A 25,328-nucleotide genomic window follows, 5' to 3' on the forward strand; every position below is an offset into this window, starting at 1 on the left:
ATGGATAAGAGAAAAATCAATATATATTCGGAAATAGGCAATTTAAAGACTGTTCTTATACATAGACCTGGAGAAGAAATTGAAAATCTTATACCAGAGTATTTAGAAAGACTTTTATTTGATGATATTCCATTCCTAAAGGTAGCAAGGGAAGAACATGATAATTTTGCTAAGATATTGCAGGAGAATGGTGTGGAAACATTGTATCTTGAAGATTTAGCTGTAGAAGCAGTAAAAGATCCTAAAGTTAAGGAATTATTTTTAGACGAAGTTATAGATGAATGTGGTATAAATGAAATTAAAATCATAACATCACTAAAGGATTATTTATATTCATTGTCAGAAAAACAAATGATTGATAAGGTGATGTCAGGAATAAGAAAAAAAGAAATTGAGATTAAAGAACATTATGATGAGTATCCATTTATAATGGATCCTATGCCTAATTTATATTTTACAAGAGATCCATTTGCATGTATTGGCAATGGAATAAGCTTAAATTCTATGAAAACTAAAACTAGAAGGCGTGAAACAGTGTTTGGAAAATATATTTTTAAGTATCATCCAGAACTGAAGGATTCAGGCATTCCATTGTGGTATGATAGAAATGAGGTATATAATATTGAAGGTGGCGATGAATTAATTTTATCAAAAGAGGTTATTGCCATTGGACATAGTGAAAGAACTGATAAAGAAGCAGTTATAAGTATGGCTAAAAATATATTTGAAAAGGGCGAGTGTTTTAAAACAATTTTAATTTTTGATATCCCTAAAACTAGAGCGTTCATGCATCTAGATACTGTATTTACAATGATCGACTATGATAAATTTACTGTTCATCCAGGAATAGAAGGTACCTTAAAGGTAACAGCAGTAACTTATGATCATAAGAATAAAGAATTGATAACCAAAGAAGAAGAAGGTAGTTTGGAAAAAATACTTTCTAATCATTTAAAAAAAGATATTACTTTAATACGCTGTGGTGGCGGAGATAAGGTTATATCAGGAAGAGAACAATGGAATGATGGATCAAATACACTAGCTATATCTCCTGGTACCGTAATAACCTATGAGAGGAATTATGTTACTAATGAGATTTTAGATAAAAACAACATAAAGGTACTTCAAATGCCTTCTGGTGAACTATCAAGAGGTAGAGGTGGTCCTAGATGTATGTCTATGCCATTCTATAGGGAAGATTTAGTATAACTATAAAAAATCGAGTAAAGATAAGAGAGGGGAATTTATTATGTTTAACTTAAGAAATAGAAACTTTTTAACGCTTATGGATTTTTCACCAAAAGAGATTAATTATTTTCTTGATTTAGCTAGAGATTTAAAAAGAGCTAAATATGCAGGTACAGAGAGGCAAACATTAAAGGGTAAAAACATTGCATTAATATTTGAAAAGAGTTCCACAAGAACAAGGTGTGCTTTTGAAGTAGGAGCACTAGACCAAGGAGCACATGTAACTTACCTTGGACCTACAGGGACTCAAATTGGTAAAAAGGAATCTGTAGCAGATACAGCGAGAGTTCTTGGAAGAATGTATGATGGAATAGAATATAGAGGATACGGCCAAGAAGTAGTTGAAGAACTAGCAAAATATGCAGGAGTTCCAGTATGGAATGGATTAACTACTGAAGATCACCCTACTCAAATTCTTGCTGACTTTTTAACTATACAAGAACATTTTTCTAAACCATTAAATGAAATTAAATTTGTTTATGCTGGTGATGGAAGAAATAATATGGCAAATGCTCTTATGATAGGAGCTGCCAAGATGGGTATGGACTTTAGAATAGTTGCTCCAAATTCATTATTCCCTGAAGATGCGCTAGTTAATAAATGTAGAGAAGTAGCCAGTGGTACAGGAGCAAAAATCACTATTACGGATGATGTAGCACAGGGAGTTAAGGATGCAGATGTTATATACACTGATGTTTGGGTATCGATGGGAGAAGCAGATGAGGTTTGGCAGCAAAGGATTAGTGTATTAAAACCATATCAAGTTAATAAAGAAATGATGGATTTGACTGGAAATAAAGATACTAAATTTATGCACTGTCTGCCAGCATATCATGATTTGAAGACTGGAGTTGGTAGAGAAGTATTTGAAAAATTTGGAATGAATGGTGTTGAAGTTACAGATGAGGTATTTGAAAGTGAAGCTTCCATAGTATTTGATGAAGCTGAAAATAGAATGCATACTATAAAAGCAGTTATGGTGGCAACATTAGGAGATTAATATGGCATCTCAGTAGGTGATGATTTAATTATATGATATATTTTACTAATAAAAACTTTCGGATTAACTCCGAAAGTTTTTTGGTTTGTTATTCCATGTTTTTGTACATTGTCTTTTAATAAAATATAAAATAATAAATCAAAGTTATCAAAAATTTAAGCATAAATAACGGTATACCATAATATTTATTAATTTATAGTTATTAAATATAAAAGGGGTAGATATATATGCTAAGTAAGATACCGTTATTAATTTATGATACTTTCGGGGACAAAGTAGAAGTTATGAATTATACGAAAGTTTATTTCCTAAATAAGAATGAGGAAGGCTATGTGCTTCATGTAGAGCAGCATGATAGAATTACATCTATAAGTGAGTTTGACTTAGAAAAAAGAGAAGATAAGTACTATTGTACTAGGAAGTTATTTAGTTAACTAGAGTTTAAGCATAGTTTTTAATAGGAAAATTTTAAAATCATACAGGATTTATAAAGCATAAAACTTGTGTGATTTTTTGTACTTATAGCAATATAATATATTTGTAGTATAATCAAATTACAAAGAATATATTTTGCACGCCAGAAAAAATATCTATAAATATAATTGAGAATTAACCTATAATTAGTGTAAACCATAAAGTTTACAGAAGTTAATAGTTTATACACTGTTAAATTCACTAGAAATGGTTTATAATTTTATAAATTAGCATGCGAAGAATAATAGGCCTTGCGAAAGGTATGTTTATCTATATTATAAATAGTAACATAATCACAATAACCGATATAGGGGGTAAAATATGCTAAGCCAGCAGGAAAAGATAATGGTTTTAGAAAAGTTTAAAGAAGAAAATCAACCTATAGAAATAATAAATGAACTAAACGATGGAGAATCTGGTGCAGCAGTATACACTGTGGAATTTGGTGAATCTCGAAAACTCGGAGTTTTAAAGATTCAAGAAATGAATGAAAGTGGATTACATAATAAAGCCTTTTTACAATCAAGGGAGAATTCTGTTGAAGGATATATACCTAAAATTATTGACGAAGTGGAAATACAATGCCAAAATAATTTAAAAAGATTTGGAGTGCTATATGAACTGGGGGGAGATAACGTACTAGGAATTAAAACCCTAAAATATTCATTGGAAAATGAATTAGCATTAGTTAAGCAAACTTCAGAACAAGTAGCTAAATTTTTATATACTTGGAATAAACCACATACGTCAGAAATTAAATCTCCCATTGATATAATGAAAACCTCCTTAGGTTATAGATTTATGGATGAAAAACTTATAAGGGCTTTTGAGACATTAATGATTGATGAGGATAAAAAATGGTTAGTTATTGATGGAGCAGATAAATTTTTTCCCAATCCCTATAGATTCTTTACAGATGAAGAGGTTTGGGGCGGTAGTGAGATAAAATATTTACATTCCTGTATACATGGAGATTTTCATGGAGGGAATATAATTGTTTCGGTGAAGAAACCATCTATTATTGATTTTGGAAGTTACCAAACACATAGTAATATTTTTTATGATACAAGGTATTTAGAATTACATTCACTAATGGACTATTTAAAATTTGATAACAATAAGCAAAGAAAATTTTGGATTACTTTATGTGAAGAATTAACAAAAAATGTAAAATACGTTGATATACCGGATGGAGATGGAGCTAGTATATTGAGGGATATAATACCAGAATTAAGACATGGGATAGACTATTTGCTTTCTGATTCTAGAAATAAACTATATGAGCCATCTTTTTATTTAGCTGGAGTTTCTGCAGGACTTAACTTTATTCGTAAGACAAAGGATGAAAATAAAAGAATGGCAGCAATGATATATACAATGTATAACTTAAGAGCTGTTTTAAAGCATGAACTTATAGATTTATATAATCCTAGCCTATCCTCATGCACCAGTATTCAATGGTTTTTAGACGAAACTTCAATAAGTGAGTATTTAGATAAGGATTCAATATATAAGATTGATCAAAAGGCATATCATATTTCAGGTATAATAAAAAATAAATCTATAGAGCTTACGGTGGAGCCTATTATAAACTTAAACAGTGGAAAAGTTAAATCCTTAGAAATATTAGTTAGGGATTCAAGATTAGAATTTTTTCCTGATGAAATGTTTGAAAAGGCTAGGCTTACTGGGGACTTAGAAAAGCTTACATTGCTTGCTTGCGACAAATTGTGTAATTATCTAGATAAACTCCAACCATTTATTGAAGAAGGATTATTTTTTAAACTTCAATCAGATACAACAAGGCACACTATTAAAAAAGTTATAAATAAATTACAAGGGACAAACTTAGTTTTAGAAATTACTCAACGTATACCACGAAGCGCATTTTGGCGTAATTTTGCTCATGAGCTAAAATTTAAATTAGCTATGGAAAATTTTGGGGAAGGTAACTCTAATATGGTGGAATTAATAAAGATGAAGCCACATTTTATAAAAATTTCTCAGCAAATTGTTAGAGATGTTCATAAAGATGAAATAAAAGCATTAATGGTAGAGCACATGGTTAAAATGGCTATGAAAACTGATATGAAAATTATAGCTGAGGGAATACGAACTATAGAAGAAAAGAAAAAGCTAATAGAACTAGGTGTTGAATACGGACAGGGGGCATATTTTTCTTCTGCTATGCTTATTGACCATGCAGATTATGAAATTTGGAAAAAAGGGTTTTAAAATTTATAATTTAAGGACATTTCTTTTATAAGAAATGTCCTTAGCTTTTCTATATTCTATTTTAAAAGGCATATGGAGCTGGAAGAAATTCCCTCGCAGCGGCCAGTAAAACCAAGACCTTCCTCTGTAGTAGCTTTAATATTTACTTTATCTATAGGCAATTGTAGTGCCAATGCAATATTCTTTACCATATAGGGGATGTGTGGTGCCATTTTAGGTCTTTGTGCAATAATTGTTGCGTCAATATTTTCAATTATATAATCCTTAGCTTTTATTAAAGTTCCTACATGTTTAAGGAGAAGAATGCTTGAGGCACCTTTATATTTAGCATCAGTATCAGGGAAATGCTTCCCAATGTCACCAAGAGCCGCAGCGCCTAATAGAGAGTCCATAATAGCATGAATAAGAACATCTGCATCTGAATGACCTAGCAATCCAGTTTCGTGGGGTATGTTTACTCCGCCAAGTATTAAATTTCTATCCTTAACTAATCTATGAACATCGTATCCCATTCCAATTCTCAAGTGAATTACCTCTTTTCAATTTTATTTATAAATATTTTAAATAGATATGCATCTTTGACTTATTAATTATTTTCATGTGCCTAATATAGCATTTTCTAAGGTGGTAATCAAGAAATTTTATTATGGTCAGTCAAATTCAAATAAACAACAAGTATATAAGCATAGGTTTAACTAGCATATTTAAATATGATATAATGTTTAGATATATTGAAAAAAATTACAAAATGGATGGGGGGAATATTGTGAAAAAGGGTTGGATTGGAATACTTATGATGATTATAGGAGTAGCTATTATCATTTCTGCACTAGCTATGAGATATACTGCTAATAAAACACAAAAGGTTATGATTGAAGACTTTAAGAAAAACATTCAAAAGGCTGATGAAAAGTTAGGTGTTAGTGAAAATATAAAGACTGTTGATAAAAAGCCTTCAGCTACAACAAAAGGTACCATTGGAATTATTTCCATTTCTAAAATCCAGCTAACTGTAGCACTTAGCGAAGGTGTTGATGCAGATATATTAAAATATGCAGTGGGTCATTTTACTGGAACGCCAATGCCGGGAGCTAAAGGCAATTTTTGTGTTGCAGGTCATAGGAGTTATACATATAATCAATATTTTAATAGATTAGATGAATTAAATATAGGTGATAAAATAATGGTTACTACTATGGACGGAGAGTTCGAATATATTGTTTATGAAAGTAAAGTGGTAAAACCAGAAGAAATATCTGTTCTAGATAATACCGAAGGCGCAGAAATAACATTAGTAACATGTACTCCAATAAGAGTAGCTACCCATAGACTCATAATTAAAGGAAGAATTGTAAACAAATAGGTTAAAAGTTATCAACATGTTATCAACAAAACTGTGGATAATGTGCATAACTTAAAAATAAAATTTAAAATAATTTTCATTAAAATGAAAAAAATGCAAATTTTTTTTAATAATTTCTCTAATTAATACTAATAATCACTCCATAACATCAATTCCACAACTTATACACAGATAAATTGTGGATAATGTGCATAAGTCTTGAATAGTATATAATAATTTTTAAAAAGGCTACATAGTTTTAATACATTTGTGGACTAGTAAATTTTAATGTGTATAATCTGTTAGTCTAAATAAAAAACAATAAAAAAATTAAATTATCAACAAATTAATAAAAATAATAATAAATAATTAAGTAAAGGATATTTGTATAAAACATAAAACTTATTATGTATATATAAAGAATAAAAATGAAACTACAGAATCGACTAAGAATTAGAGTCAAATAAAATAGTTATTGTTAGTTAAGATTAACAAGTTATCCACAGTGCAGCTGTGGATAATGTTGATAACTCTATATTAAAAAAGCACACAATTTTGTGCGCTTTTTTAATATAGAAGAAAGCTATAGTAATATTATTTTGAGGCATTTTCAGTTTTAATGGAATTAGAAATTAAATCATTAATACCTACTAGTTCATCTTGTGTTAGGTATCTCCACTTACCAATTGGTAGTCTATCTATAGAAACATTCATAATTCTAAGCCTTTCAAGTCTTACAACTGCATAGCCTAAGTACTCACACATTCTTCGTATTTGACGGTTAAGCCCTTCTGTTAAAATTATTCTAAAAACATATTTACCTTCTTTTTTTATAAAACACTTTTTAGTTACAGTATTAAGTATAGGTAAACCATTTGCCATATTTTTTATAAAATCATGAGATATAGGTTTATCCACAGTAACGATATACTCTTTTTCATGGTTATTACCTGATCTTAGAATCTTATTTACAATGTCTCCATCATTTGTTAAAAATATAAGACCTTGTGAAGGTTTATCAAGGCGGCCTATGGGGAAAATTCTCTTTGGAAAATTAATAAAGTCTATAATATTTCCCCTAATCTTATGCTCTGTAGTGCAGGTTATTCCAACAGGTTTATTGAAAGCTAAATAAACTAATTCTTCTTTATTTTTCAACGGTTTACCATTTATTTCAATTAAATCTGTTGAAGATACTTGAGTGCCCATTTCAGGGATTTTACCATTTACTTTGACCTTACCTTCGTCAATCATTTTATCTGCTCCGCGCCTAGAGCAAAAACCCGTTTCGCTTATAAATTTGTTTAATCTAGTTTTTGAAGCACTATTTTCACAGTGCTGAATAATATTTTTTTCTTTATCATTATTTATGGTTTTCATTTCACACCGTCCTTTGGAATTGTATAGTAAAATTAAGTTGAATAATTAATGATATATGGTAAAATAGTTATAACATATTGGTTAAATATTCACATCAATATAAATAATGGAACAATTATGGACAAGCTATCCATTAACAAAAGTAATGTTTCATTTCATTATATTAAATAATCATCCAAACATAAAGGGAAATGGCAAATTAATTACATTTTGGAGTGAAGTTGTTGAATAAACCACGTTAGTGAATTTCAATAAAAAGTATAGGGGGAAGATAAAATGATAAATAGAATTATTTTAAATAAGTTAAAATTATTCCTAATTATAATGTGCGGTTTATTTATATTTATTCCGAATACTGTTAGAGCAGCCACGGGTCCTATTCAAATGGAACATAAGACAAATGTGTCAGCTAATAAAGTGTGGAAGATTAAGTTTAATCAAGGAATTAATGTGGACAACCTTACTAAAAGTGTTAAGGTCTATAATCCAGTAGCGATTCCAGCAGAAGTAAAGATATCCTATGACTCTATAAATAATACCATAATAGTAAAACCACCAACTGATGGTTATATAGAGGGACAAACTTATTCACTGCAAATTTCTAAAACTATAACGGGCTTAAATAGTAATTCGCTTAAGGCAGCTGTAAATATGAATTTTACTATAGCAGTAACAGATAATGTGCCGTTAATGAATACTGTTAATAAGAAATATGTTTATAAGCCATATGATACCACATTAGATAAAATGCTAGTTATACAAAGTAAACTAAGTCCTAAATATGGCATAGCTAATTATGAATTGATTCCTAGTAATAAAGATATTTATGAATATTTGAATCCTGAAAATTTTGAAAAGCATAATTATGCGGTATATCAATTTTTAACATTAAATTATATTCAGGGAATCACTGCAGAGGAGCTCGATAATGTATTAGAAGGCGAGGGAATACTAGAAGGTCAAGGTAAAACGTTTTTGAATGCTTGTAAGAAATATAATATTAACCCAGCATATGTTATTGCTCATAGTATTTTAGAAACCGGTCATGGTGGATCAGTATTAGCTAATGGTATAGTAGTTAATGTAGTTGCTGGGAGCCCAGTTGAGAGCAAAAAAACTTATAATATGTTCGGGATTGGAGCAAGAGATATAAATGCTAATAAATTAGGTTCGGAAAAAGCTTATACGGAGGGGTGGTTTACTCCAGAGGCTGCTATTGAAGGTGGAATTAAATGGATTTCTACTCAATATATAAACAATAATGATTATAAACAAAATACACTGTATAAAATGAAATGGAACCCAGCCATTCCAGCAAGTGTAGATTATCGTCATCAATATGCTACAGACATAGCTTGGGCATATAAGCAAAGTTATAAAATTAAAGAAATCTTAGATAAATGTAGTAATGCATCTTTAGTATTTGAAATACCTCAGTATAAATAGAACTAAGGGTATCCTATATAGGATACCCTTAGTCTATTTTAACTTGTCCATTATTATTTACTAATACCTTGAAATTATGAGCATCAGCATATTTTATAAACTCAGTTAAGTTAATGGTTGTATTACCTTTATTTCCAGAAATGAATATAGAAATTTTAAAACCATCATCAGCATGTGCTTTAGTTAGATATTTTTGCTTAATAGATTCATCTAGAATTAATTTTAAGGCCTCATCCAATGACTTATTTTCTAAAGGAAGAAGTCGCTTGATTTTATAGCCTCCAGAGCTTACTCCTTCGACTTTTTTAATTTTATCTGTACCCGTTACCTCCATCTTTATAGAAGAATTCATGTCTACAATAATGGAATAATTATTTTTATTATCTAAATATAATTTTTTTATTGAAAATAAAAGTACTGCCATGCATGCAATTACTAATAAATATTTCCAAATGGCAGCATTACGAAATTCTTCACCTGCATATGGTTCACCTATTTTAGGTTCAGTCGCATGCTTTTCAAGAGTAGCAAATTCATTCTTTGTGGTTATGATATACACTTTATTTTTTTCGATATTGATTACTTTACCAGCTTTTCGCATAAAGGCACCTCTTTCATATGATAATAAAGATAGAATATATTAAGCATATTTTATTATATATTAATGATTAGGTATATGAAATACTTATTAATACTTGACATAAGGTGAAAAAATTGGTATTTTCATTGTAGTTAAGTATTAAATTGTGTATTGATGTAGAAATATATAAAATATTTAATAGCATCGAAGATGATTAATAGCATCGAAGATGATTAATGATAAATAGAGGTATATTATGATAGAAGTATTAGGCATAAAGTTTTACGTATATATAGGCATTGTATTTATAGCCAACATTACAGTTATTCATATAAAAATGAAGATGGTAATGATTAGAAAATCTAAAGAATTTGATAAAAAAATTAATGCTACTACTAGTATATTTAGTTCTACAACAGACATTAATGATATTTTTAATAGGTTACTCGAAAATTTATATGAAATTCTAGATTATGATACTGCTATAAGCTTATTTAAAAATGGTAATAAATTTGAACTTATGGCTTGTCATGGGCATGAAGAGGAAACAAATCTAAGTAGTTATTTGCAGGATAATAAATGTATTGAACTATTAAAAAAAATCACAGAGTCTGGAGCAACCTATTATATTAAGGATTTAAAGAAGGTAGATTATATAAAGTATAGCACAGAGATTCAATTACTATTATACCATATGAGAAGTTTATTTATAATTCCTATAATTTATAAAGAGGGGATATATGGGGTAGTGATAATGCTAAACCATAAAAAGTCAGCCTATAATGAAAACGAGAGGACTAATGTTTTTTCCTTTGTCAGTCAAGTAGCCGTAGCTATAGAAAATGCTATGCTTTTTCAAAAACTGAAGGATATGGATAAGATGAAAACAGATTTTTTATCTACTGTTTCTCATGAACTTAGAACGCCCTTAACTTCAATTATTGGTTTTGCAGAAATGGTTAAACGAAAGTTTGAAGGAGCTATAGTGGAAGAACTAGATCTTGAAAATGAAAAAAATAAAAGATCAGTTGTTAAGATAAAGAGAGATATAAATATAATTTTATCAGAGGGTGAGAGATTATCCTGTCTTATAAATGATTTGTTAGATATATCAAGAATGGAAGCGGGAAAAGTTAGTTTGAATATGAGAGAAATTGACGTAGAAAAAATTATAACCCAGGTAATAACCTTAACCAATCCAATTATTAGAGACAAATCGCTTCAAGTTATACAAAATGTAAGAGAACCTCTTCCCAAAATTATGGCAGATAAAGATAAATTAATGCAGGTAATAATTAACCTTATTTCTAATGCTATAAAATTCACGCAGCAAGGGTGTATAGTTTGCACAGCTAGAGCAGTGGAGGAAAGTATAATAGTAAGTATTAGTGATACAGGGGTAGGTATTAGAGAGGAAGATAAAAAATATATATTTGAAAAATTCAGCCAAGTTGGTGATACTCTTACCAATAAACCTAGAGGCACGGGACTTGGATTAGCTATATGTAAGTATATTATTGAAGAACATGGTGGGGAGATATGGGTTGAAAGTGAAATAGGAAAAGGAACTGATTTTTCATTTAGTATACCTATTTCAAGGAAAAAATAAATAAATATCATAGCTTTTATATATAGAATAAAAAAAGTATTTCGTGTATAATATATTCATTGGAAACTTATATTAAGTTTACCAACTATAGTAATTAATGTTATAATAAAATATTAATAAGTTTTTTGTAAACTGTAAAATACATACTAACATTATATTTATAAGACTTGTGGTTTTGAAATCAAAGGGGGGTGGATTTTTGAGGAAAGATTCAGGAGTATTCAAAGTTCTGTTACTTATATTCCTTACTATTATTTTGTGTGGGAATTTTAAATATGTAATGGCAGTAGAAAAAACTGTCAAGATAGCGTTTGTGGGAGTAGACCATTCTCCATTAGTTGCAGGGGATAGTGAAAGTTTTTATTTAACCTCTGTGGGAGCTGAAAAAGTTAAATATAGAGTTTTTTTAATTAATGTTAATATGAATAAAAAAATAGAAATTACTAAGGGTTATACAGAGTCATTAGATGCTACTAAACCCTATATAGTTAGGCCCAATGAAGACTTTAAATTAGGTAAATACAAGCTTATAGTTTGGGTTAAAGAAGAAAATTCTGTAAAAAATTATGATAGTGAGTATATAGCTAGTTTAAACTGTGTAAATAGAGATGATAATAATAGAGTGTATTCAGCAGGAGATATGGACATTGATAGAGATGTTTATACAGTAGGCGAAAAGGTAACAATAAATGGAATTAAAAATATTAGTGGCATGAAAGGTCCATATACATATAAGCTTCATGTATACGATACTGAAACTAATGAATGGATATTAGATAATAAGGGTTATAGAAATAATTTAGAATGGGTGCCTACCAAAGCTGGAACTTATGTTTTAGTGGTTTGGGATATGTCTTATAATTCTACACTTTGGAAGAGCTTAATGAAGAATCCACAAAGCAAGTTATATGAAGGCTGGAAACTTAAAGTTATTACAGTAAAAGATACAGAAAAAAAGGTACAAGTATCTTTTGTGGGCGTTGGACATTCACCGCTAGTAGCAGGAGAAAAAGAGAAATTTTACATTACTTCAAAGTATGCAAAAAAGGTTCAATATAGAGCATGGATATATAGTGAAAACACAAAAACCTACGAAGATATTACTAATGGGTATACTCCTTTAGTTGACTCAGACAAACCTTACGAGATTTCTCCAGACAAGAAGTTTTGGGTTGGCAAATATAAACTTTGGATACAGGTGAGGGAAGAAAAATCTTTGAAGAAATATGATAATAGTTATGGAGCTTATCTAAATTGTGTTGAAAAAAATGCTAGCAATAGAGTGTATACCATAAATGATATGGATATAGAGAAAAGTACTTTCAAAGTAGGGGAAAAAGTAACAATAGGCGGAATTAAAGATATAAATGGAATGGCTGGACCATATACTTACAAACTTCACATTCTTAATACTACAACAGATAAGTGGATAAAAGACAATAAGGAATATAGAGGACAAATAGAATGGACGCCAACTGTTCCTGGTACATACATTTTAGATTTATGGACAATGTCTTCTAATTCTACACTATGGAAAGTTATGAAAAGTGATCCTAGTAAAAAACTCTATGAAGGTTGGAAATTAAAAGTTATAAAAGTTATCCCTGAAAACGATGAGGGTAATGAAGTAGAGCCAGTCAGGCCTTGCACTGAAGTTATTAGTTTTGATGAATTGTATGCTGCTATAGAAAACAAGTATGATGTAATAATAAATGATGTTAAGGTAGCTGCAGCATATAATAAAGCGAAAGACATTGTAAATAATATAACTAATAACAATATGGGGGATTTAGAAAAGGAATTAGCAATACATCAATATGTTGTGAAAAATACAGCATATGATTATGAAAATTATAAAATGGGGACATTGCCAAAAGATTCTTATACGGCTTATGGAACATTAATTATTGGTAAGGCTGTTTGCCAAGGATATGCTGATACAATGAAGTTATTATTAAATTTAGCTGGAATAGAAGCTAAAGTAGTAAAAGATGATGCCAATGTAAAAAAAGAACTTCATGCTTGGAATATGGTGAAAATAGATGGTGAATATTATCATCTAGATGCCACCTTGAATGATCCAGTTCCAGATGAGGGTGATAAGGTTAAATATACTTATTTTAATTTATCTGATGAAGAAATCGCTAATAAAGACCATGAGTGGAACAGAAAAAAATATCCAATAAGTGTAAGTGGAAAATTTCAATATCTACAATCAATGGAACATGCGGTTATTGATGGAACTTGGATATATTTCAGTAATGCATTTAAAGAACATAGATTATATAAAATGTCATCAGACGGAACAATACAAGCGAAACTTGTTGATTCCGAATGTTGGTTTATAGCAATGGATGAACAATGGATTTATTACAGTAATTGGTCTAATGGGGGATATTTATATAAGATTAGAAAAGATGCCCTTGGTAAGACTATGTTAAATAAAGATGTGACTATGGACACCAAGGTACAGGGTGATTGGATATTATATAAAAATGGGACAGATAACAAAAACTATAAAATAAAAAAAGATGGAAGTGAGCGACAATTAGTAAATTAGGCATGTGAAAAAACACCAAAAATATTAATGAGGTGGTTAATTTTTAAAAAAAACTTAACCATCCCATTAGTGATTAATTTTTTTATGGGGGTAAAAATCTAAAGGTTTACAAAAAACATTAATGGGGGCAAAAAATGAAAAAGAAAATGTACATAATAAGTTTTATAGTATTGTTTTTCGCAATAATAGGATTTCAATACAAAGTGGAATATGATATAAGGAGGCAACCACCATCTACTAAGTGGAGCAAGGAGGTTGCTATATCTAAAGGGAATATAACATGCTTTCCTAGAATATTAAAAAATGATAAAAATAACATTGTAGCTTTCAATGATGGGGGTAAGTTACAGGTTGTAGTTACAGATGATTTAGGGAAAAAAATAGTGGAAAAAAGCTTTGAAACTAAAGATACTTTGGTTAAAGAGGTGAATTTATTAAAAGGGCAAGGTTTTTTTTATCTTAGTTACAATTCCTATGATAATGGTGCCAACAGTTTAAAAATTATAAAATTGGATAAAGAACTAAAGGAATTAGATAGGACGAAAATAGAAAACATAACGCAGACCTATCAAATAGGTGAAGATATTTTAATAGTGGGTTATAAAGACAAAATTCAAGTATTAGATGTGGCTAAAAATTCTAAGATCAATTTTAATATAAAGGGTGCAACCTTATTTTCAGGTGTTAAAACTGAAAGTGGGTGTATGTTTACATATTGCAATGGAGAAGAAGGCTTTAGTTATATAACAGTGCAGGATGGAGTAGCATCATTGCCTAAAGTAGCAGGGGTACTTAACAAAAGTGCATCTATGACATTTAATAATACCGCTACTGCAAGCGATAGCAAAAATGGATATTTATTAATTGAATACAGTGTGCAAGGAGAAATTGTAGGGACTAGGATTCTAGAATTTGCCTTGGATGGAAGCAGTAAAAACTCTAGTGAATTGTATATTGATAATAATAGAAATATTTTTAACGTTGTTGGAACCTATTCCAAAGAAGGGGCTAGATTTTTTGCCACAGCTGATAGAATATTTGGAACTAAAGATAGCCAGCAGAGTATAGTTGATTTTATTTTAAAGGATAATAAGGTAGCTAGCTATAGCTTTGCATCTAGACTATCAGGCCTTACGACTTATCCTGCAATAAGCGGAGATACAATTGCATACGCCAGTTATAATAAAGAAGATGAGTATGGAATATATCTAGGATCACAAAATGAGCAGTTTAAGAAAGTTAATAATGTCCATTTAGCAATAGAAACAAAGCAGGCCCAATTAAATACTCTTCAGGGGTTTGTATATAGTTTTGTTTACGTACTATATTCTATTAAATGGATAATACCTGTAGTCCTCCTAATATCTATTATGACTTTTTTTTCTTATTGTCTTTCGGATAAGAAAAAGAAAGTATATTTCATACTTATTTCCATTGGAAGCTTTGCATTAAAAACCGCAGTTGTATTGAGCAACTCCTATGGAGATAAGATGTATTTACTTCCACAAATTTTAGCACACAAATGGGTTTCAGTATTGATTGGTGTTGTTATAAGTACAATATGCTATTCCTTTGGATATAAACTTTACGAAAAAGATTTAGAAGCAATGCCAATTAGTAAATTTGGTATAGCTTTAGTATTGGATACAATATTAACTATGATGGTATTTGTACCTTTCTTTATTACATTTTAACAATATCCTTCTGAAGTCGTTGCAGCTTCGCAGGTGATGATTTAATAGCCTAATAAAGTATGTTAGGCACTCTTAAATAAAAAATCCCACAAACATTAAAAAAGTTTGTGGGATTTTCTATATTGTATACGTCTAAATATATGAGAACTAAATTTAAGGAGGGATTTTTATGAGAAAAATAGGTACAATTACTTCTTCAGTAGGTCTAATCTTTCTAGGTATCTGGATGATTATAAATATGAATAATCCAGAGCTGGGAACTCAATTACTTATATGGTGGCCTGCAATTTTCATTTTACTTGGAGTAGAGATATTAATACGGGTTACTAGAAGAAAAGAGGGAGATAGAATCCAATTTAACTACTTTACTATTTTAATTATATTTCTGTATTTAGGTATAAATACATTTAGTAATTTGTCTGGAAACTTTGGAAACCTAATAGACAGAATTGGATCTGGTATTGAATTTAACGGCGGAGATTTTAAGTTAGGATCCTTAAATGATACAAAAAAAATAAGTGTATCTAAAACCTTATCTATTAGTGGCAATAGACTTGTATTTAAAGCTTCCAATGCAGATATTAAGATTTGTAAATCAGAAGACAAAAATATAAGAGTTGAAGCAGATGTCTATGTGAAAGAAAATAGCTCAGTTAATGATTATAAAATAGTTGAAGAGAAAACTATGGAGGGGTATGAGGTTAATATTAAAGAAAGTTATATTAAACGGGTTAAGGCATATATATATGTACCTGATGGATACAATTTGAAAATTGATGTTGCTAATTGTCAAGTAAAGACTATTGATACAAATATAAAATCAGATATAGATATAGATGCAAGCAATGCAAATATTTCCTTACAGGGAGACATTAAAAAAAGTAATATAAATGTTTCTAATGCTAATATATTTTTTAGAAATAAACTTTGTACCGATATAAATATAGATGCAAGTAATGGTAAAATTACTGTATACACAGAGGATAAAAACTTAAATGTAGAAGCAGATATAAATAGTGGCGTATGTACAGTAAATGGAGATAAAAAAATAAACAGAGGAATATCAACAAAGATTGGAAATGGTCAAGGGAAAATTAAAGTTGATGTTAATAATGGCGTAGTGAGTGTCGATAGTCAGGAGTGATATATTTGGAAGATCATCAAATAGTAGAGAGACTAAGAAATAAAGACAATGAGTGCTTTATTGAAACAATAAATAAGTATAAAAGAAAAGTTATATCTTTGTGTTATGCATATACGCAGGATTACTTTGAAGCTGAAGACTTGTCTCAAGAAGTATTTATTGCTTTGTATAATAATATAGTGAAGTTTAGAGAAGAATGTTCACTATCCACATATATCTATAAAATATCAATGTCAAAAGCCTTAGATTATAAGAGAAAGAGGAGTATAAAGGGTTTTTTAACTGGACTATTTAATACTAATATTCAGCATAATGAATGTGACATAGATGAGAAAAATCATATTAGACAATGTATTAATAGTCTTCCACGAGATTTGAAACAAGTAATAGTATTATATTATTATATAGGTTTAAGCCAAAAGGAAATAGCTAGCGTTATAAATATATCTCAAAAAACTGTAGAGGGAAGAGTTTATAGGGCAAAACAAAAACTGAAGATAGAAATTCAAAGGGGGGATATCACAGTATGCAAGAAAATTGGGATGATCTAGATAGGCTTATACTAAATTCCTTTGAAGAATGTGAAACGACTAACAATTATAATGAAAAGCTAATGAGTAAATTGCAAAAAACTAAAAAAAATTCAATAGACATACCTGCTATGTCATTAATTGTTGCAGGGCTCACTATGATAATGATAATTAGTACGAACTTACAATATAAAATAATTAATACACAATATAAATTAAAAACAGAAATTATGGTTGTTCAATATAAATATAATGAAAAAATGGATATTTTAAAACATTTGATAGGAGATGGGTATAATGCAAAAAAGAAGTAGTTTTTTAACCTTTATGTCGTCCTTAGTTCCTGGACTCGGGTATATGTACTTAGGACTTATGAAAAAAGGAATACAAGCAATGGTTATATTTTTTCTGATAGAGCCCTTATTTAACTTTATTGGGTTAGGTGGATTAGCAAGAATAATAATAATACCACTTTGGTTCTATTTGTGCTTTGACACATTCAATATAGCTCACAGACTTGATAGAGGAGAAAATGTACGTGACTCTGATTTTATATTTAATCAATATCACAATTCAAATAATAGTGAAACTTTTAATAATAGTGAAAATTCAAGTAATAGTAAAAATTTAAATGATGATATAATAAAAAACATGAAGGGGAAGGGTGGGTTAATAGTAGGCTATGGATTAGTAATAATAGGTTTTCTTTCAATTATTAATAAATTATTTCCAGATAATACAATATATTATTTTATAAGACACAGCATAGGAGCATACTTTGTACCAGTACTTTTTGTATTTGTGGGAGTATATCTTCTAGTTAAAAAGAAATAGTATAAGGCACCTATTAAAATAAATTAAAAGAGCTGTCTCAAAATAGAGAGTAATTTCTATTTTGAGACAGCCCTTTTTCATTATAGTATAGGAGAAAGTAACCTTGAAACAGATTCCTTGAACTTAACAATAAAACTTCTATTAGTATATTTTTGGAGAGTTAGCTCCTCACAAAACTTTAAATCATTATTAAAAAAATCATCTAACTTAGAAGTTATGTCTTTATCATATATAAAAGCATTAATTTCGAAGTTCAAAGTAAAACTTCTAATATCCAGATTAGCAGTTCCTACAGAGCTTATAGAGCCATCAATAGAAAGAAATTTACTATGGAGAAAGCCCTTAGTGTAGGTATAACATTTGACACCAGATTCTAATAGCTCTCCCATATATGATGTGGAAGCCCAATACACAAAGGGATGATCTGGCTTACTAGGTATCATAATACGCACATCTACTCCAGACAGCGAGGCTATTCTTAAAGCTTCCAATATACTGTCATCTGGAATAAAATAAGGAGTTTCAATATAAATATTTTTTTCTGCTTTACTAATCATTTTTAAATAACCATTTTTAATAGAATTGAAAGTGGAATCAGGACCGCTTGAAACCATTTGAAGACCGGTTTTACCAAGGTGGGTTCTATGAGGGAAATATTTGCTATCAAAAACAGAGTCTTCATTGGAAGCAAATCTCCAATCCATTAGGAAGTGCAATTCCAATGCATCTATTGCATCTCCTTGTATGAATAAATGGGTATCTCTCCAAAAACCAAACCTTTTAGAAAGTCCTAAATATTCATCACCAATATTAAAACCACCGATAAAGGCGTACTTACCATCAATAGTGCAAATTTTACGGTGATTTCTAAAGTTTACTCTAAGATTTATATAAGGAAGAAAGGGAGGAAAGAAACAAGCAACCTTTCCTCCAGCCTTAGTTAAAGAAGCGAAAAAAGACTTAGGAACTTTGAGGCATCCCATACCATCATAGAGTAAATTTACCTCTACTCCTTCTTTAGCTTTTCTACATAAAATATCAAGAATAGTATTTCCTAAATTATCATTTTGAAATATATAATACTCCATATGAATGTATAGCTTTGCATTTTCAAGGGTTTCTTTAAGTTGATCGAACTTTGACTTACCATCAGTAAATATAGTTACTTGGTTATTATTAGTGTAAAAGGCATTATCACTACAAAGATTAAGCTCCATCATATCAGAATATTTACTTAAAAAAGGATTACTTTTAACTAAAGAGTCATTGCTTAAAAATTCCTTTTGTTTATCAATAATTGAGGTGAGATTTTCTTTTTCTTCTTTTTTCAATGAAAACAATTTTTTTTTCTTCAAATTTTGACCAAGAAATAAGTATATAATAAACCCTATACTAGGTAAAAATAGTAATACCATAAGCCAAGTCCAAGTGCTTGCAGGGTTTTTTCGTTCAAAAAACACAACTACTAAGGCGAAGAGGATATTAATAATAAACAATAAATTCAAAAAATGTAATAATAGTTCAGGTGTAAACATATGAACCTCCAAAAAATTTATTATATATGATATATATTATACATATAAAAGTGTGTAAAAAACATGTAAAAAATAAAACATACATGAAATTATTCAATATATTAAAATAAAATAGAAATATTTTAATTTTATAATTTATATTAGTAAAGGAATAGTGAGTTATATGATATAATAATATTAAATTGCTAAAGTCAATTTATGGGGGATAGGGGTATGGGCGTAGTTCATAGAAAAGTTAATGAGGAAATAAGCCAATCCTTAGAACTTATAAAAGAATTAGAGTATGTGGTGAATGAAATCCAAAAAAACAAAGTTTTGTTTAATTCTGATATTCAAAATATGTCCTTAGCGAGCAAACTGTGTATATTAGAAAAATGGGTTAGTTATGTAGGATGCTACAATGGACTTAATGAAATTAGGAAAAAATATAAAAATAAACTTATATTAAAAAGTGCAGAAGATTCACACACTAAATTTAAAAATATATTGTTGATTTATGTTACTACCATAGCAATACGTAAAAACTCTATATTATTGGTGAGCATCATAGATAAAAACAGGTATCTTGAGTCAATGTTAAATGAAAGTAGGCCTGAATACAATATCAATAAAAAACAATATTATTACATTACACAAGAAATTACAGAAATTTCTTATATGATATCTTTATTTAGAAATAAACATTACTTTGATTTTATGGTAAATGACTATGAAGTTTCTGGTTACCTGCGAGATAAAATTGAAAGAGAATTATTAGATTATGCAAGTTGTAATTATTCAAATGTACTAAAACTTGTTAAAAATCATAAAAATATTGTCTTCAACAATGTAATTCAATTTTTGGGAAAAAATGTTTTTGATTTTTGGTTCCCATTTCAAAGATGGGTTGCTATAAGTATTACTGGAGTTGATTATTCTAGTAGAAAAGAAAAGTATGTTAGCAATGAAGATATTAATATTATCAAAGGTGAATTGCTGCCAGGTGATATACTTTTAAAGAAAAACAATTATCAATTAACAAACTTGGGATTACCTGGATTCTGGACCCATTCTGCTATTTATATAGGTTGCTTAGAAGAATTAGATAAGTACTTTGAGGACATGCCACTAGGGGATTACTTGTGTGTTTCGGAGTATTTAAAAGTAATATATCCTAAGGTATACCATAGTTTATGTGAAAAAAATAATAGACTATATATTATAGAAGCTATTGCCGCCGGTGTGGTAATAAATTCTCTAGATGTTATTGCAAAAGTCGATTATTTTTCTGCACTACGTCCTAAACTATCAAAGGAAGACAAATTAAAAGCACTATTTGTAGCCTTTGAATATTTAGGAAAGGCATACGATTATAATTTTGATATTATGACAGATAACGCTTTGTTTTGTAGTGAACTAATTTATAAGTCTTATTTATCTTCAAGCAATAAGAGAGGGCTTACATTTACATTAGAGCCAAAAGCAGGTAGGTTATTACTTTCACCTAATAGTATTATTAAAAAATTTGATGAAGAATTTAATAGTGAAGATGCAGAATTCGATTTTGTACTATTTTATGATGGTAGTGAAAGAGAAAGAAAAGCGGTAAGGAAAAGTGCAAAGGATTTAAAGACAACTTGGAAATTGACTAAGTGGACAATCATAAAGCGTAGGGTTATTTTAAATACAGAAACAAGGTATCCTGTAGTGAAATTTCATTCAGCATTATCAAAGTTAAGAATTATTTTATATGGTATGTTTTATTAATCGTGATATATGTATATAATATAAGGTATGTATTAAAAAAAATAGTTAAAAAATTAGATTAAACTCTAAAATAGAAAGTAGGATAAATAATAAATATGAGAAATATAAAAATTGTAATAGAATATGATGGTACTAAGTATAAAGGATGGCAAAGACTTGGAGATAGTGACAATACAATTCAACACAAAATAGAAACCGTTTTAAGTAAAATGGCTGGAGAAAATATCGAAATTACAGCTTCAGGCAGAACAGATGCAGGAGTTCATGCAACAAATCAAGTAGCAAACTTTAGAACAGAAGCTGCAATGCCTACACATAAGATGCGTAGTTATTGCTATGAATATTTACCTGACGACATTGTAGTTAAGACAGTGGAAGAAGTAGATTTGAATTTCCATGCTAGATACAATGCCAAGGTTAAAAAATACGTATATAATATATGTAATAACAAAGCACACAATGTATTTAATAGAAAATATGAGTACCATATACCACAACCTCTAAATGTTGAAAAAATGAGAAAAGCAGCAGGATATTTAATAGGGGAACATGACTTTCAAAGTTTTACAACACTTAAAACTAAGAAAAAATCTACTGTCAGAAACATTTACACTATAAATATTGTGGATGAAGATGGAAATATAGAAATTAGTATTCAAGGAAATGGATTTATGAAAAATATGGTACGATTAATAGTTGGAACCCTTGTTGAAGTAGGGCTGGGTGAAAGACCTGCAGACGGAATCAACGATATTTTAGATAAAAAAGAAAGAAAATATTCAGGACACATTGCACCAGCTAAAGGATTATTCCTAGAAGAAGTTAATTATTAAAAACTTAGCGGCTGCTAGGTCATAATATGAACAATGCATTAAATAACTCTAAATGTTGTTTAGTGGCTATAAAAAACAAATATAATATTAATACCTTGCCTCCTAATATGTTAAAATATGGAGGTAAGGTATTTTTTATAATTACGCATAAAAGCCATTAAGAGACCAATACTATTAGTCTCTTAATGGCTTTTATGCAAATAAATATAAACTATATGTTTACATAGGTCAAATTACAGTATACCTTCATTTTTCAATATATCTTCAATTTCATCAACTTTTTTAGAAAGAATATAAAAACTTTCTTTTAATATATTTTTTGGAAGAGGAGTTTCTTTTATAGTTTTTTCTAGGGCGTCTATAGTTTCTAGTGCATCATCAATTCCCTTTTGTGCTAGCTTTATGTTGTTCTCTTTCATTTTTTAATCTCCTTTAACTTATGTTATTTTTTAGTATACCTATGTTTTAATGTTAGTAACCACTAATTTGAAATCAACAAGGAATTTTTTTATGGAAAAGCATAAGATTACATTTTCTTATTCTTATAAACCTTATTTTTAACATCTTTTAAAATAGAATCTAGTCCCTTGAATCTTAAGTCAGGAAAGGCTTTTATAAGTCTTGAATAATCAGGATATTTTTTAATAACCAAGGAGTCATATTTTAATTTCAATTCTTTTATAATATTTTCAATTTCAGACTTCTTCTTACTAACTTTCATTTCGGCACTTTCTATTAAACTATCCAACTTAATTTTAAGTTCAGACATATCCTTAGTATTTCCTAAATTCAACTTAAAATCTGATAGTTTCTCAGTTAATTCTGAATATACTGTATTTAACTGGGTTAACAGACATCGCAATTTATATACAGTTATTACAGTAGTTGTAAAATCCATAATAAAATAGAGGAGAGTAATATAAAAAAGTATTATGCCGGGTGTAGGTGGTATTGAATTTACTATATAAACAATATATGGATGAACTACCTTCAAAATGAACATGGAAACAAGCCCCCATATTATAGAAAAGGACAAGCAAATTCTTCCATGAAGATTATAGGGTTCATCACTGTAATCCCACCAAGTACTATTAAACGTAGTCTCTAGAATATATCCTGTCATGTATTCTAGAAAAGAAGTTAAGATTATTGAACCTAAAAAGAGAAAAATATAATTAGACTCTATAGGTTTTAGCAAAACAATTATGGATAGTGTACCAAAACCATAAATAGGGCAAAAAGGACCATGGAGGAAGCCTCTATTAACAAATTCACTTTTCTTTATTGTGGCGTAGACTGTTTCAAGACACCAGCCCATAAAGGAATAGATAATAAAATAACAAAAAAGTGTAAATACACTAGAGTTTAATAAAGGTACATTAATCATATAGTAACTCCTTTTTTTATTGTTAACGACATTTCAGAAGGATAGTCGCCCACTTTTATAAGTAGGGGAATATATATAATAACAAAGATAAAACTTTAGTGGGAGGATAACAATTGATAATTGTTATCTGCACCAGAGGTCTACAAAGAGGGGAATTTCCTTTTGAAGTCGTTAATATTGCAACTTTGAAGATGATGATTAATTGTATATGCAACAAGAAAATAATAACACAAAAAATGTTTTTTTTATAGTATATGTAGTGAATAAACTATTAATAGATGAAATGAATAAAATATAAATACATGCAATTATATATAAATAGCTACATATATATTAATGAACCACTGATAATTTAAATGCTAGGGGGAAAATGTATGATAAATATTATTTGGTTTTTAATTCTATTCTTAGGTATAATTATTGGGATTTTTACAGGGAAAGCAGAAGTCCTATCAAAGGCTGTTGTTTTAGGAGCAGCTGGTTCTGTTGAACTTGTAATAGGTCTGGTTGGAATGATATGTCTTTGGTGTGGCATAATGAAAATTGCTGAAAAAAGTGGACTAACTGATAAATTGGCAAATATACTTAGGCCAATTTTAAAAATTATATTTAAAGGTGCTGGAAAAAACCAGAAGGTAATGTCTAGTATTACTATGAATTTAACAGCCAATATGATGGGGTTATCTAATGCTGCTACTCCTTTTGGTATAAAAGCTATGGAAGAGATGCAGAAAAATAATAAGGTCAAAGATACAGCTAGCAATGATATGGCATTATTTTTAGTTTTAAATGCTGCCTGTATTCAATTTCTGCCTACAACAGTGATATCTATAAGAGCTGCTTATAATTCACAAAATCCAGCAATTATTATACTGCCAGCTATAATTGCAACAGGTACTGCTGCAATTTTAGGGGTAGTTTATTGTAAAATTTTACAACGTTATTTTTAACGACATTTAAGATTCAAAGAAGATGAGCAGCTGCGAGGATAATGATTTAATGTAAAAATATTAAAAATTGATATTGAAATTTAAATGGGGTAGGTGAAATAGAGTGATTGTAGGTAATTTACTATCATATATTTTAAAGGGAATAATTCCAATTATCATTGGATTTGTAGTAATGTATGGAGTTATTAAGAAAGTAAAGGTATACGAGTGCTTTGTTGAAGGCGCAAAGGATGGAATAAGCATTTGTCTTAGAATTTTTCCATACCTTCTAGCTATGATTATAGCTGTTAATGTATTTAGGGCTTCCGGTGCTTTAGACTTATTTATTTATTTGGTAAAACCAGTTGTTATGTTTATTGGCCTTCCACCAGAGGTTGTCCCTTTAGTTTTAATAAAACCCCTTTCAGGAAGTGGAGCCCTGGGAGTATTTACTGATATCATAAAACAATATGGTGCAGATAGTTACATAGGACTCGTGGCATCTATAATAATGGGCTCCACGGAAACCATCTTTTATACCTTGACAGTATATTTTGGAGCAGTAAGTATAAAGAAAATTAGACACACATTAGTGGCAGCTATACTAGCAGATATTACAGCAATTATAATGGCGGTTAACTTAGCCAAGTTTTTCTTTTAGTAGAATTTCAGGAAAATACAAAATATACACATTAAGGGGATGGGTATAGAATATATTGTAAAAAAAGAGAAAGTATGATAATGTTAATGTGTATATTAGTTTGCTAAAAAATTAGTAAGCTAAAAAAACATATCATAAGAGTAGATAACAATTGTTGTCTA

The 25,328-nt window shown here is 29.4% G+C and carries 23 protein-coding genes; 17 read left to right on the forward strand and 6 right to left on the reverse strand.

The window, feature by feature from the left end:
- From arcA to ACREV6_RS23870, 4 genes are all read left to right on the forward strand, one after another.
- Positions 1 to 1,209 carry an arginine deiminase gene (gene arcA / locus ACREV6_RS23855; RefSeq protein WP_431580541.1) on the forward strand — a complete coding sequence of 403 codons (1,209 nt, stop codon included), beginning with the start codon at positions 1 to 3 and terminating at the stop codon, positions 1,207 to 1,209.
- Positions 1,210 to 1,249: 40 nt separating this feature from the next.
- Positions 1,250 to 2,248: an ornithine carbamoyltransferase gene (argF, locus tag ACREV6_RS23860; RefSeq protein ID WP_431580542.1), complete on the forward strand. Its 999-nt coding sequence runs from the start codon at positions 1,250 to 1,252 to the stop codon at positions 2,246 to 2,248.
- A gap of 227 nt (positions 2,249 to 2,475) precedes the next feature.
- The gene (locus ACREV6_RS23865) at positions 2,476 to 2,682 is read left to right on the forward strand and encodes a hypothetical protein (RefSeq protein WP_431580543.1); all 207 of its coding nucleotides are present in this window, start codon (positions 2,476 to 2,478) and stop codon (positions 2,680 to 2,682) included.
- Positions 2,683 to 3,043: 361 nt separating this feature from the next.
- The gene (locus ACREV6_RS23870; protein ID WP_431580544.1) at positions 3,044 to 4,957 is read left to right on the forward strand and encodes an EAL domain-containing protein; all 1,914 of its coding nucleotides are present in this window, start codon (positions 3,044 to 3,046) and stop codon (positions 4,955 to 4,957) included.
- 56 nt (positions 4,958 to 5,013) lie between these two features.
- On the opposite strand, the gene ispF is transcribed toward ACREV6_RS23870, so the two are convergent.
- A complete protein-coding gene (ispF, locus tag ACREV6_RS23875) occupies positions 5,014 to 5,481 on the reverse strand; it encodes a 2-C-methyl-D-erythritol 2,4-cyclodiphosphate synthase (RefSeq protein WP_431580545.1) in 468 nt (155 codons plus the stop codon).
- 242 nt (positions 5,482 to 5,723) lie between these two features.
- On the opposite strand from ispF, the gene ACREV6_RS23880 reads away from it, so the two are divergent.
- Positions 5,724 to 6,320 carry a class D sortase gene (locus tag ACREV6_RS23880; protein ID WP_431580546.1) on the forward strand — a complete coding sequence of 199 codons (597 nt, stop codon included), beginning with the start codon at positions 5,724 to 5,726 and terminating at the stop codon, positions 6,318 to 6,320.
- Positions 6,321 to 6,893: 573 nt separating this feature from the next.
- Here the strand turns inward: ACREV6_RS23880 and rluF are convergent.
- Entirely contained in the window at positions 6,894 to 7,679 is a 786-nt protein-coding gene (gene rluF / locus ACREV6_RS23885; protein ID WP_431580547.1) for a 23S rRNA pseudouridine(2604) synthase RluF, read from the reverse strand.
- A gap of 276 nt (positions 7,680 to 7,955) precedes the next feature.
- Between rluF and ACREV6_RS23890 the strand changes: the two genes are divergently transcribed.
- Positions 7,956 to 9,125 (forward strand): N-acetylglucosaminidase, encoded by a 1,170-nt coding sequence (locus tag ACREV6_RS23890; protein WP_431580548.1) that lies wholly within the window; start codon positions 7,956 to 7,958, stop codon positions 9,123 to 9,125.
- Positions 9,126 to 9,153: 28 nt separating this feature from the next.
- Here ACREV6_RS23890 and ACREV6_RS23895 read toward each other — a convergent pair whose 3' ends face one another.
- Positions 9,154 to 9,726: an anti-sigma-I factor RsgI family protein gene (locus ACREV6_RS23895; protein WP_431580549.1), complete on the reverse strand. Its 573-nt coding sequence runs from the start codon at positions 9,724 to 9,726 to the stop codon at positions 9,154 to 9,156.
- Between the two features lie 235 nt (positions 9,727 to 9,961).
- Between ACREV6_RS23895 and ACREV6_RS23900 the strand changes: the two genes are divergently transcribed.
- From ACREV6_RS23900 to ACREV6_RS23930, 7 genes are all read left to right on the forward strand, one after another.
- The gene (locus tag ACREV6_RS23900; RefSeq protein WP_431580550.1) at positions 9,962 to 11,314 is read left to right on the forward strand and encodes a GAF domain-containing sensor histidine kinase; all 1,353 of its coding nucleotides are present in this window, start codon (positions 9,962 to 9,964) and stop codon (positions 11,312 to 11,314) included.
- Positions 11,315 to 11,513: 199 nt separating this feature from the next.
- The gene (locus tag ACREV6_RS23905; protein ID WP_431580551.1) at positions 11,514 to 13,874 is read left to right on the forward strand and encodes a DUF5050 domain-containing protein; all 2,361 of its coding nucleotides are present in this window, start codon (positions 11,514 to 11,516) and stop codon (positions 13,872 to 13,874) included.
- 134 nt (positions 13,875 to 14,008) lie between these two features.
- A complete protein-coding gene (locus ACREV6_RS23910; protein WP_431580552.1) occupies positions 14,009 to 15,568 on the forward strand; it encodes a hypothetical protein in 1,560 nt (519 codons plus the stop codon).
- Positions 15,569 to 15,737: 169 nt separating this feature from the next.
- Positions 15,738 to 16,712 (forward strand): hypothetical protein, encoded by a 975-nt coding sequence (locus ACREV6_RS23915; protein WP_431580553.1) that lies wholly within the window; start codon positions 15,738 to 15,740, stop codon positions 16,710 to 16,712.
- Between the two features lie 5 nt (positions 16,713 to 16,717).
- Positions 16,718 to 17,263 (forward strand): RNA polymerase sigma factor, encoded by a 546-nt coding sequence (locus ACREV6_RS23920; RefSeq protein ID WP_431580554.1) that lies wholly within the window; start codon positions 16,718 to 16,720, stop codon positions 17,261 to 17,263.
- Entirely contained in the window at positions 17,239 to 17,556 is a 318-nt protein-coding gene (locus tag ACREV6_RS23925; RefSeq protein WP_431580555.1) for a hypothetical protein, read from the forward strand. Before ACREV6_RS23920 ends, ACREV6_RS23925 begins: the two co-directional genes overlap by 25 nt.
- Positions 17,540 to 18,076: a hypothetical protein gene (locus ACREV6_RS23930; protein ID WP_431580556.1), complete on the forward strand. Its 537-nt coding sequence runs from the start codon at positions 17,540 to 17,542 to the stop codon at positions 18,074 to 18,076. The genes ACREV6_RS23925 and ACREV6_RS23930 overlap by 17 nt, the downstream gene beginning before the upstream one ends.
- Before the next feature lie 80 nt (positions 18,077 to 18,156).
- On the opposite strand, the gene cls is transcribed toward ACREV6_RS23930, so the two are convergent.
- Positions 18,157 to 19,611 (reverse strand): cardiolipin synthase, encoded by a 1,455-nt coding sequence (cls, locus tag ACREV6_RS23935; RefSeq protein ID WP_431580557.1) that lies wholly within the window; start codon positions 19,609 to 19,611, stop codon positions 18,157 to 18,159.
- A 213-nt stretch (positions 19,612 to 19,824) separates the two neighbouring features.
- Between cls and ACREV6_RS23940 the strand changes: the two genes are divergently transcribed.
- The gene (locus ACREV6_RS23940; protein WP_431580558.1) at positions 19,825 to 21,357 is read left to right on the forward strand and encodes a YiiX/YebB-like N1pC/P60 family cysteine hydrolase; all 1,533 of its coding nucleotides are present in this window, start codon (positions 19,825 to 19,827) and stop codon (positions 21,355 to 21,357) included.
- Positions 21,358 to 21,452: 95 nt separating this feature from the next.
- On the forward strand, positions 21,453 to 22,190 hold the full coding sequence (truA, locus tag ACREV6_RS23945) for a tRNA pseudouridine(38-40) synthase TruA (protein ID WP_431580559.1): 738 nt from the start codon (positions 21,453 to 21,455) through the stop codon (positions 22,188 to 22,190).
- Positions 22,191 to 22,423: 233 nt separating this feature from the next.
- Here the strand turns inward: truA and ACREV6_RS23950 are convergent, their stop codons facing one another.
- Together ACREV6_RS23950 and ACREV6_RS23955 are read right to left on the reverse strand one after the other, a co-directional pair.
- Positions 22,424 to 22,609 (reverse strand): hypothetical protein, encoded by a 186-nt coding sequence (locus ACREV6_RS23950; RefSeq protein WP_431580560.1) that lies wholly within the window; start codon positions 22,607 to 22,609, stop codon positions 22,424 to 22,426.
- Between the two features lie 107 nt (positions 22,610 to 22,716).
- On the reverse strand, positions 22,717 to 23,577 hold the full coding sequence (locus ACREV6_RS23955) for a putative ABC transporter permease (protein ID WP_431580561.1): 861 nt from the start codon (positions 23,575 to 23,577) through the stop codon (positions 22,717 to 22,719).
- A 374-nt stretch (positions 23,578 to 23,951) separates the two neighbouring features.
- Between ACREV6_RS23955 and ACREV6_RS23960 the strand changes: the two genes are divergently transcribed.
- Together ACREV6_RS23960 and ACREV6_RS23965 are read left to right on the forward strand one after the other, a co-directional pair.
- A complete protein-coding gene (locus ACREV6_RS23960) occupies positions 23,952 to 24,527 on the forward strand; it encodes a nucleoside recognition domain-containing protein (RefSeq protein WP_431580562.1) in 576 nt (191 codons plus the stop codon).
- Between the two features lie 172 nt (positions 24,528 to 24,699).
- Entirely contained in the window at positions 24,700 to 25,167 is a 468-nt protein-coding gene (locus ACREV6_RS23965; protein ID WP_431580576.1) for a spore maturation protein, read from the forward strand.
- The last annotated feature ends 161 nt before the right edge of the window (positions 25,168 to 25,328 follow it).

It is taken from the genome of Clostridium sp., assembly GCF_050717515.1.
Classification (GTDB): Bacteria; Bacillota; Clostridia; order Clostridiales; family Clostridiaceae; genus Clostridium_AD.

Coding starts and splice junctions, on each gene's coding strand:
- arcA (WP_431580541.1), top strand. CDS start 1: ATGGATAAGAGAAAAATCAATATATATTCGGAAATAGGCAATTTAAAG.
- argF (WP_431580542.1), top strand. CDS start 1,250: ATGTTTAACTTAAGAAATAGAAACTTTTTAACGCTTATGGATTTTTCA.
- ACREV6_RS23865 (WP_431580543.1), top strand. CDS start 2,476: ATGCTAAGTAAGATACCGTTATTAATTTATGATACTTTCGGGGACAAA.
- ACREV6_RS23870 (WP_431580544.1), top strand. CDS start 3,044: ATGCTAAGCCAGCAGGAAAAGATAATGGTTTTAGAAAAGTTTAAAGAA.
- rluF (WP_431580547.1), bottom strand. CDS start 7,679: ATGAAAACCATAAATAATGATAAAGAAAAAAATATTATTCAGCACTGT.
- ACREV6_RS23890 (WP_431580548.1), top strand. CDS start 7,956: ATGATAAATAGAATTATTTTAAATAAGTTAAAATTATTCCTAATTATA.
- ACREV6_RS23895 (WP_431580549.1), bottom strand. CDS start 9,726: ATGCGAAAAGCTGGTAAAGTAATCAATATCGAAAAAAATAAAGTGTAT.
- ACREV6_RS23900 (WP_431580550.1), top strand. CDS start 9,962: ATGATAGAAGTATTAGGCATAAAGTTTTACGTATATATAGGCATTGTA.
- ACREV6_RS23910 (WP_431580552.1), top strand. CDS start 14,009: ATGAAAAAGAAAATGTACATAATAAGTTTTATAGTATTGTTTTTCGCA.
- ACREV6_RS23915 (WP_431580553.1), top strand. CDS start 15,738: ATGAGAAAAATAGGTACAATTACTTCTTCAGTAGGTCTAATCTTTCTA.
- ACREV6_RS23925 (WP_431580555.1), top strand. CDS start 17,239: ATGCAAGAAAATTGGGATGATCTAGATAGGCTTATACTAAATTCCTTT.
- ACREV6_RS23930 (WP_431580556.1), top strand. CDS start 17,540: ATGCAAAAAAGAAGTAGTTTTTTAACCTTTATGTCGTCCTTAGTTCCT.
- cls (WP_431580557.1), bottom strand. CDS start 19,611: ATGTTTACACCTGAACTATTATTACATTTTTTGAATTTATTGTTTATT.
- ACREV6_RS23940 (WP_431580558.1), top strand. CDS start 19,825: ATGGGCGTAGTTCATAGAAAAGTTAATGAGGAAATAAGCCAATCCTTA.
- truA (WP_431580559.1), top strand. CDS start 21,453: ATGAGAAATATAAAAATTGTAATAGAATATGATGGTACTAAGTATAAA.
- ACREV6_RS23950 (WP_431580560.1), bottom strand. CDS start 22,609: ATGAAAGAGAACAACATAAAGCTAGCACAAAAGGGAATTGATGATGCA.
- ACREV6_RS23955 (WP_431580561.1), bottom strand. CDS start 23,577: ATGATTAATGTACCTTTATTAAACTCTAGTGTATTTACACTTTTTTGT.
- ACREV6_RS23960 (WP_431580562.1), top strand. CDS start 23,952: ATGATAAATATTATTTGGTTTTTAATTCTATTCTTAGGTATAATTATT.
- ACREV6_RS23965 (WP_431580576.1), top strand. CDS start 24,700: ATGTATGGAGTTATTAAGAAAGTAAAGGTATACGAGTGCTTTGTTGAA.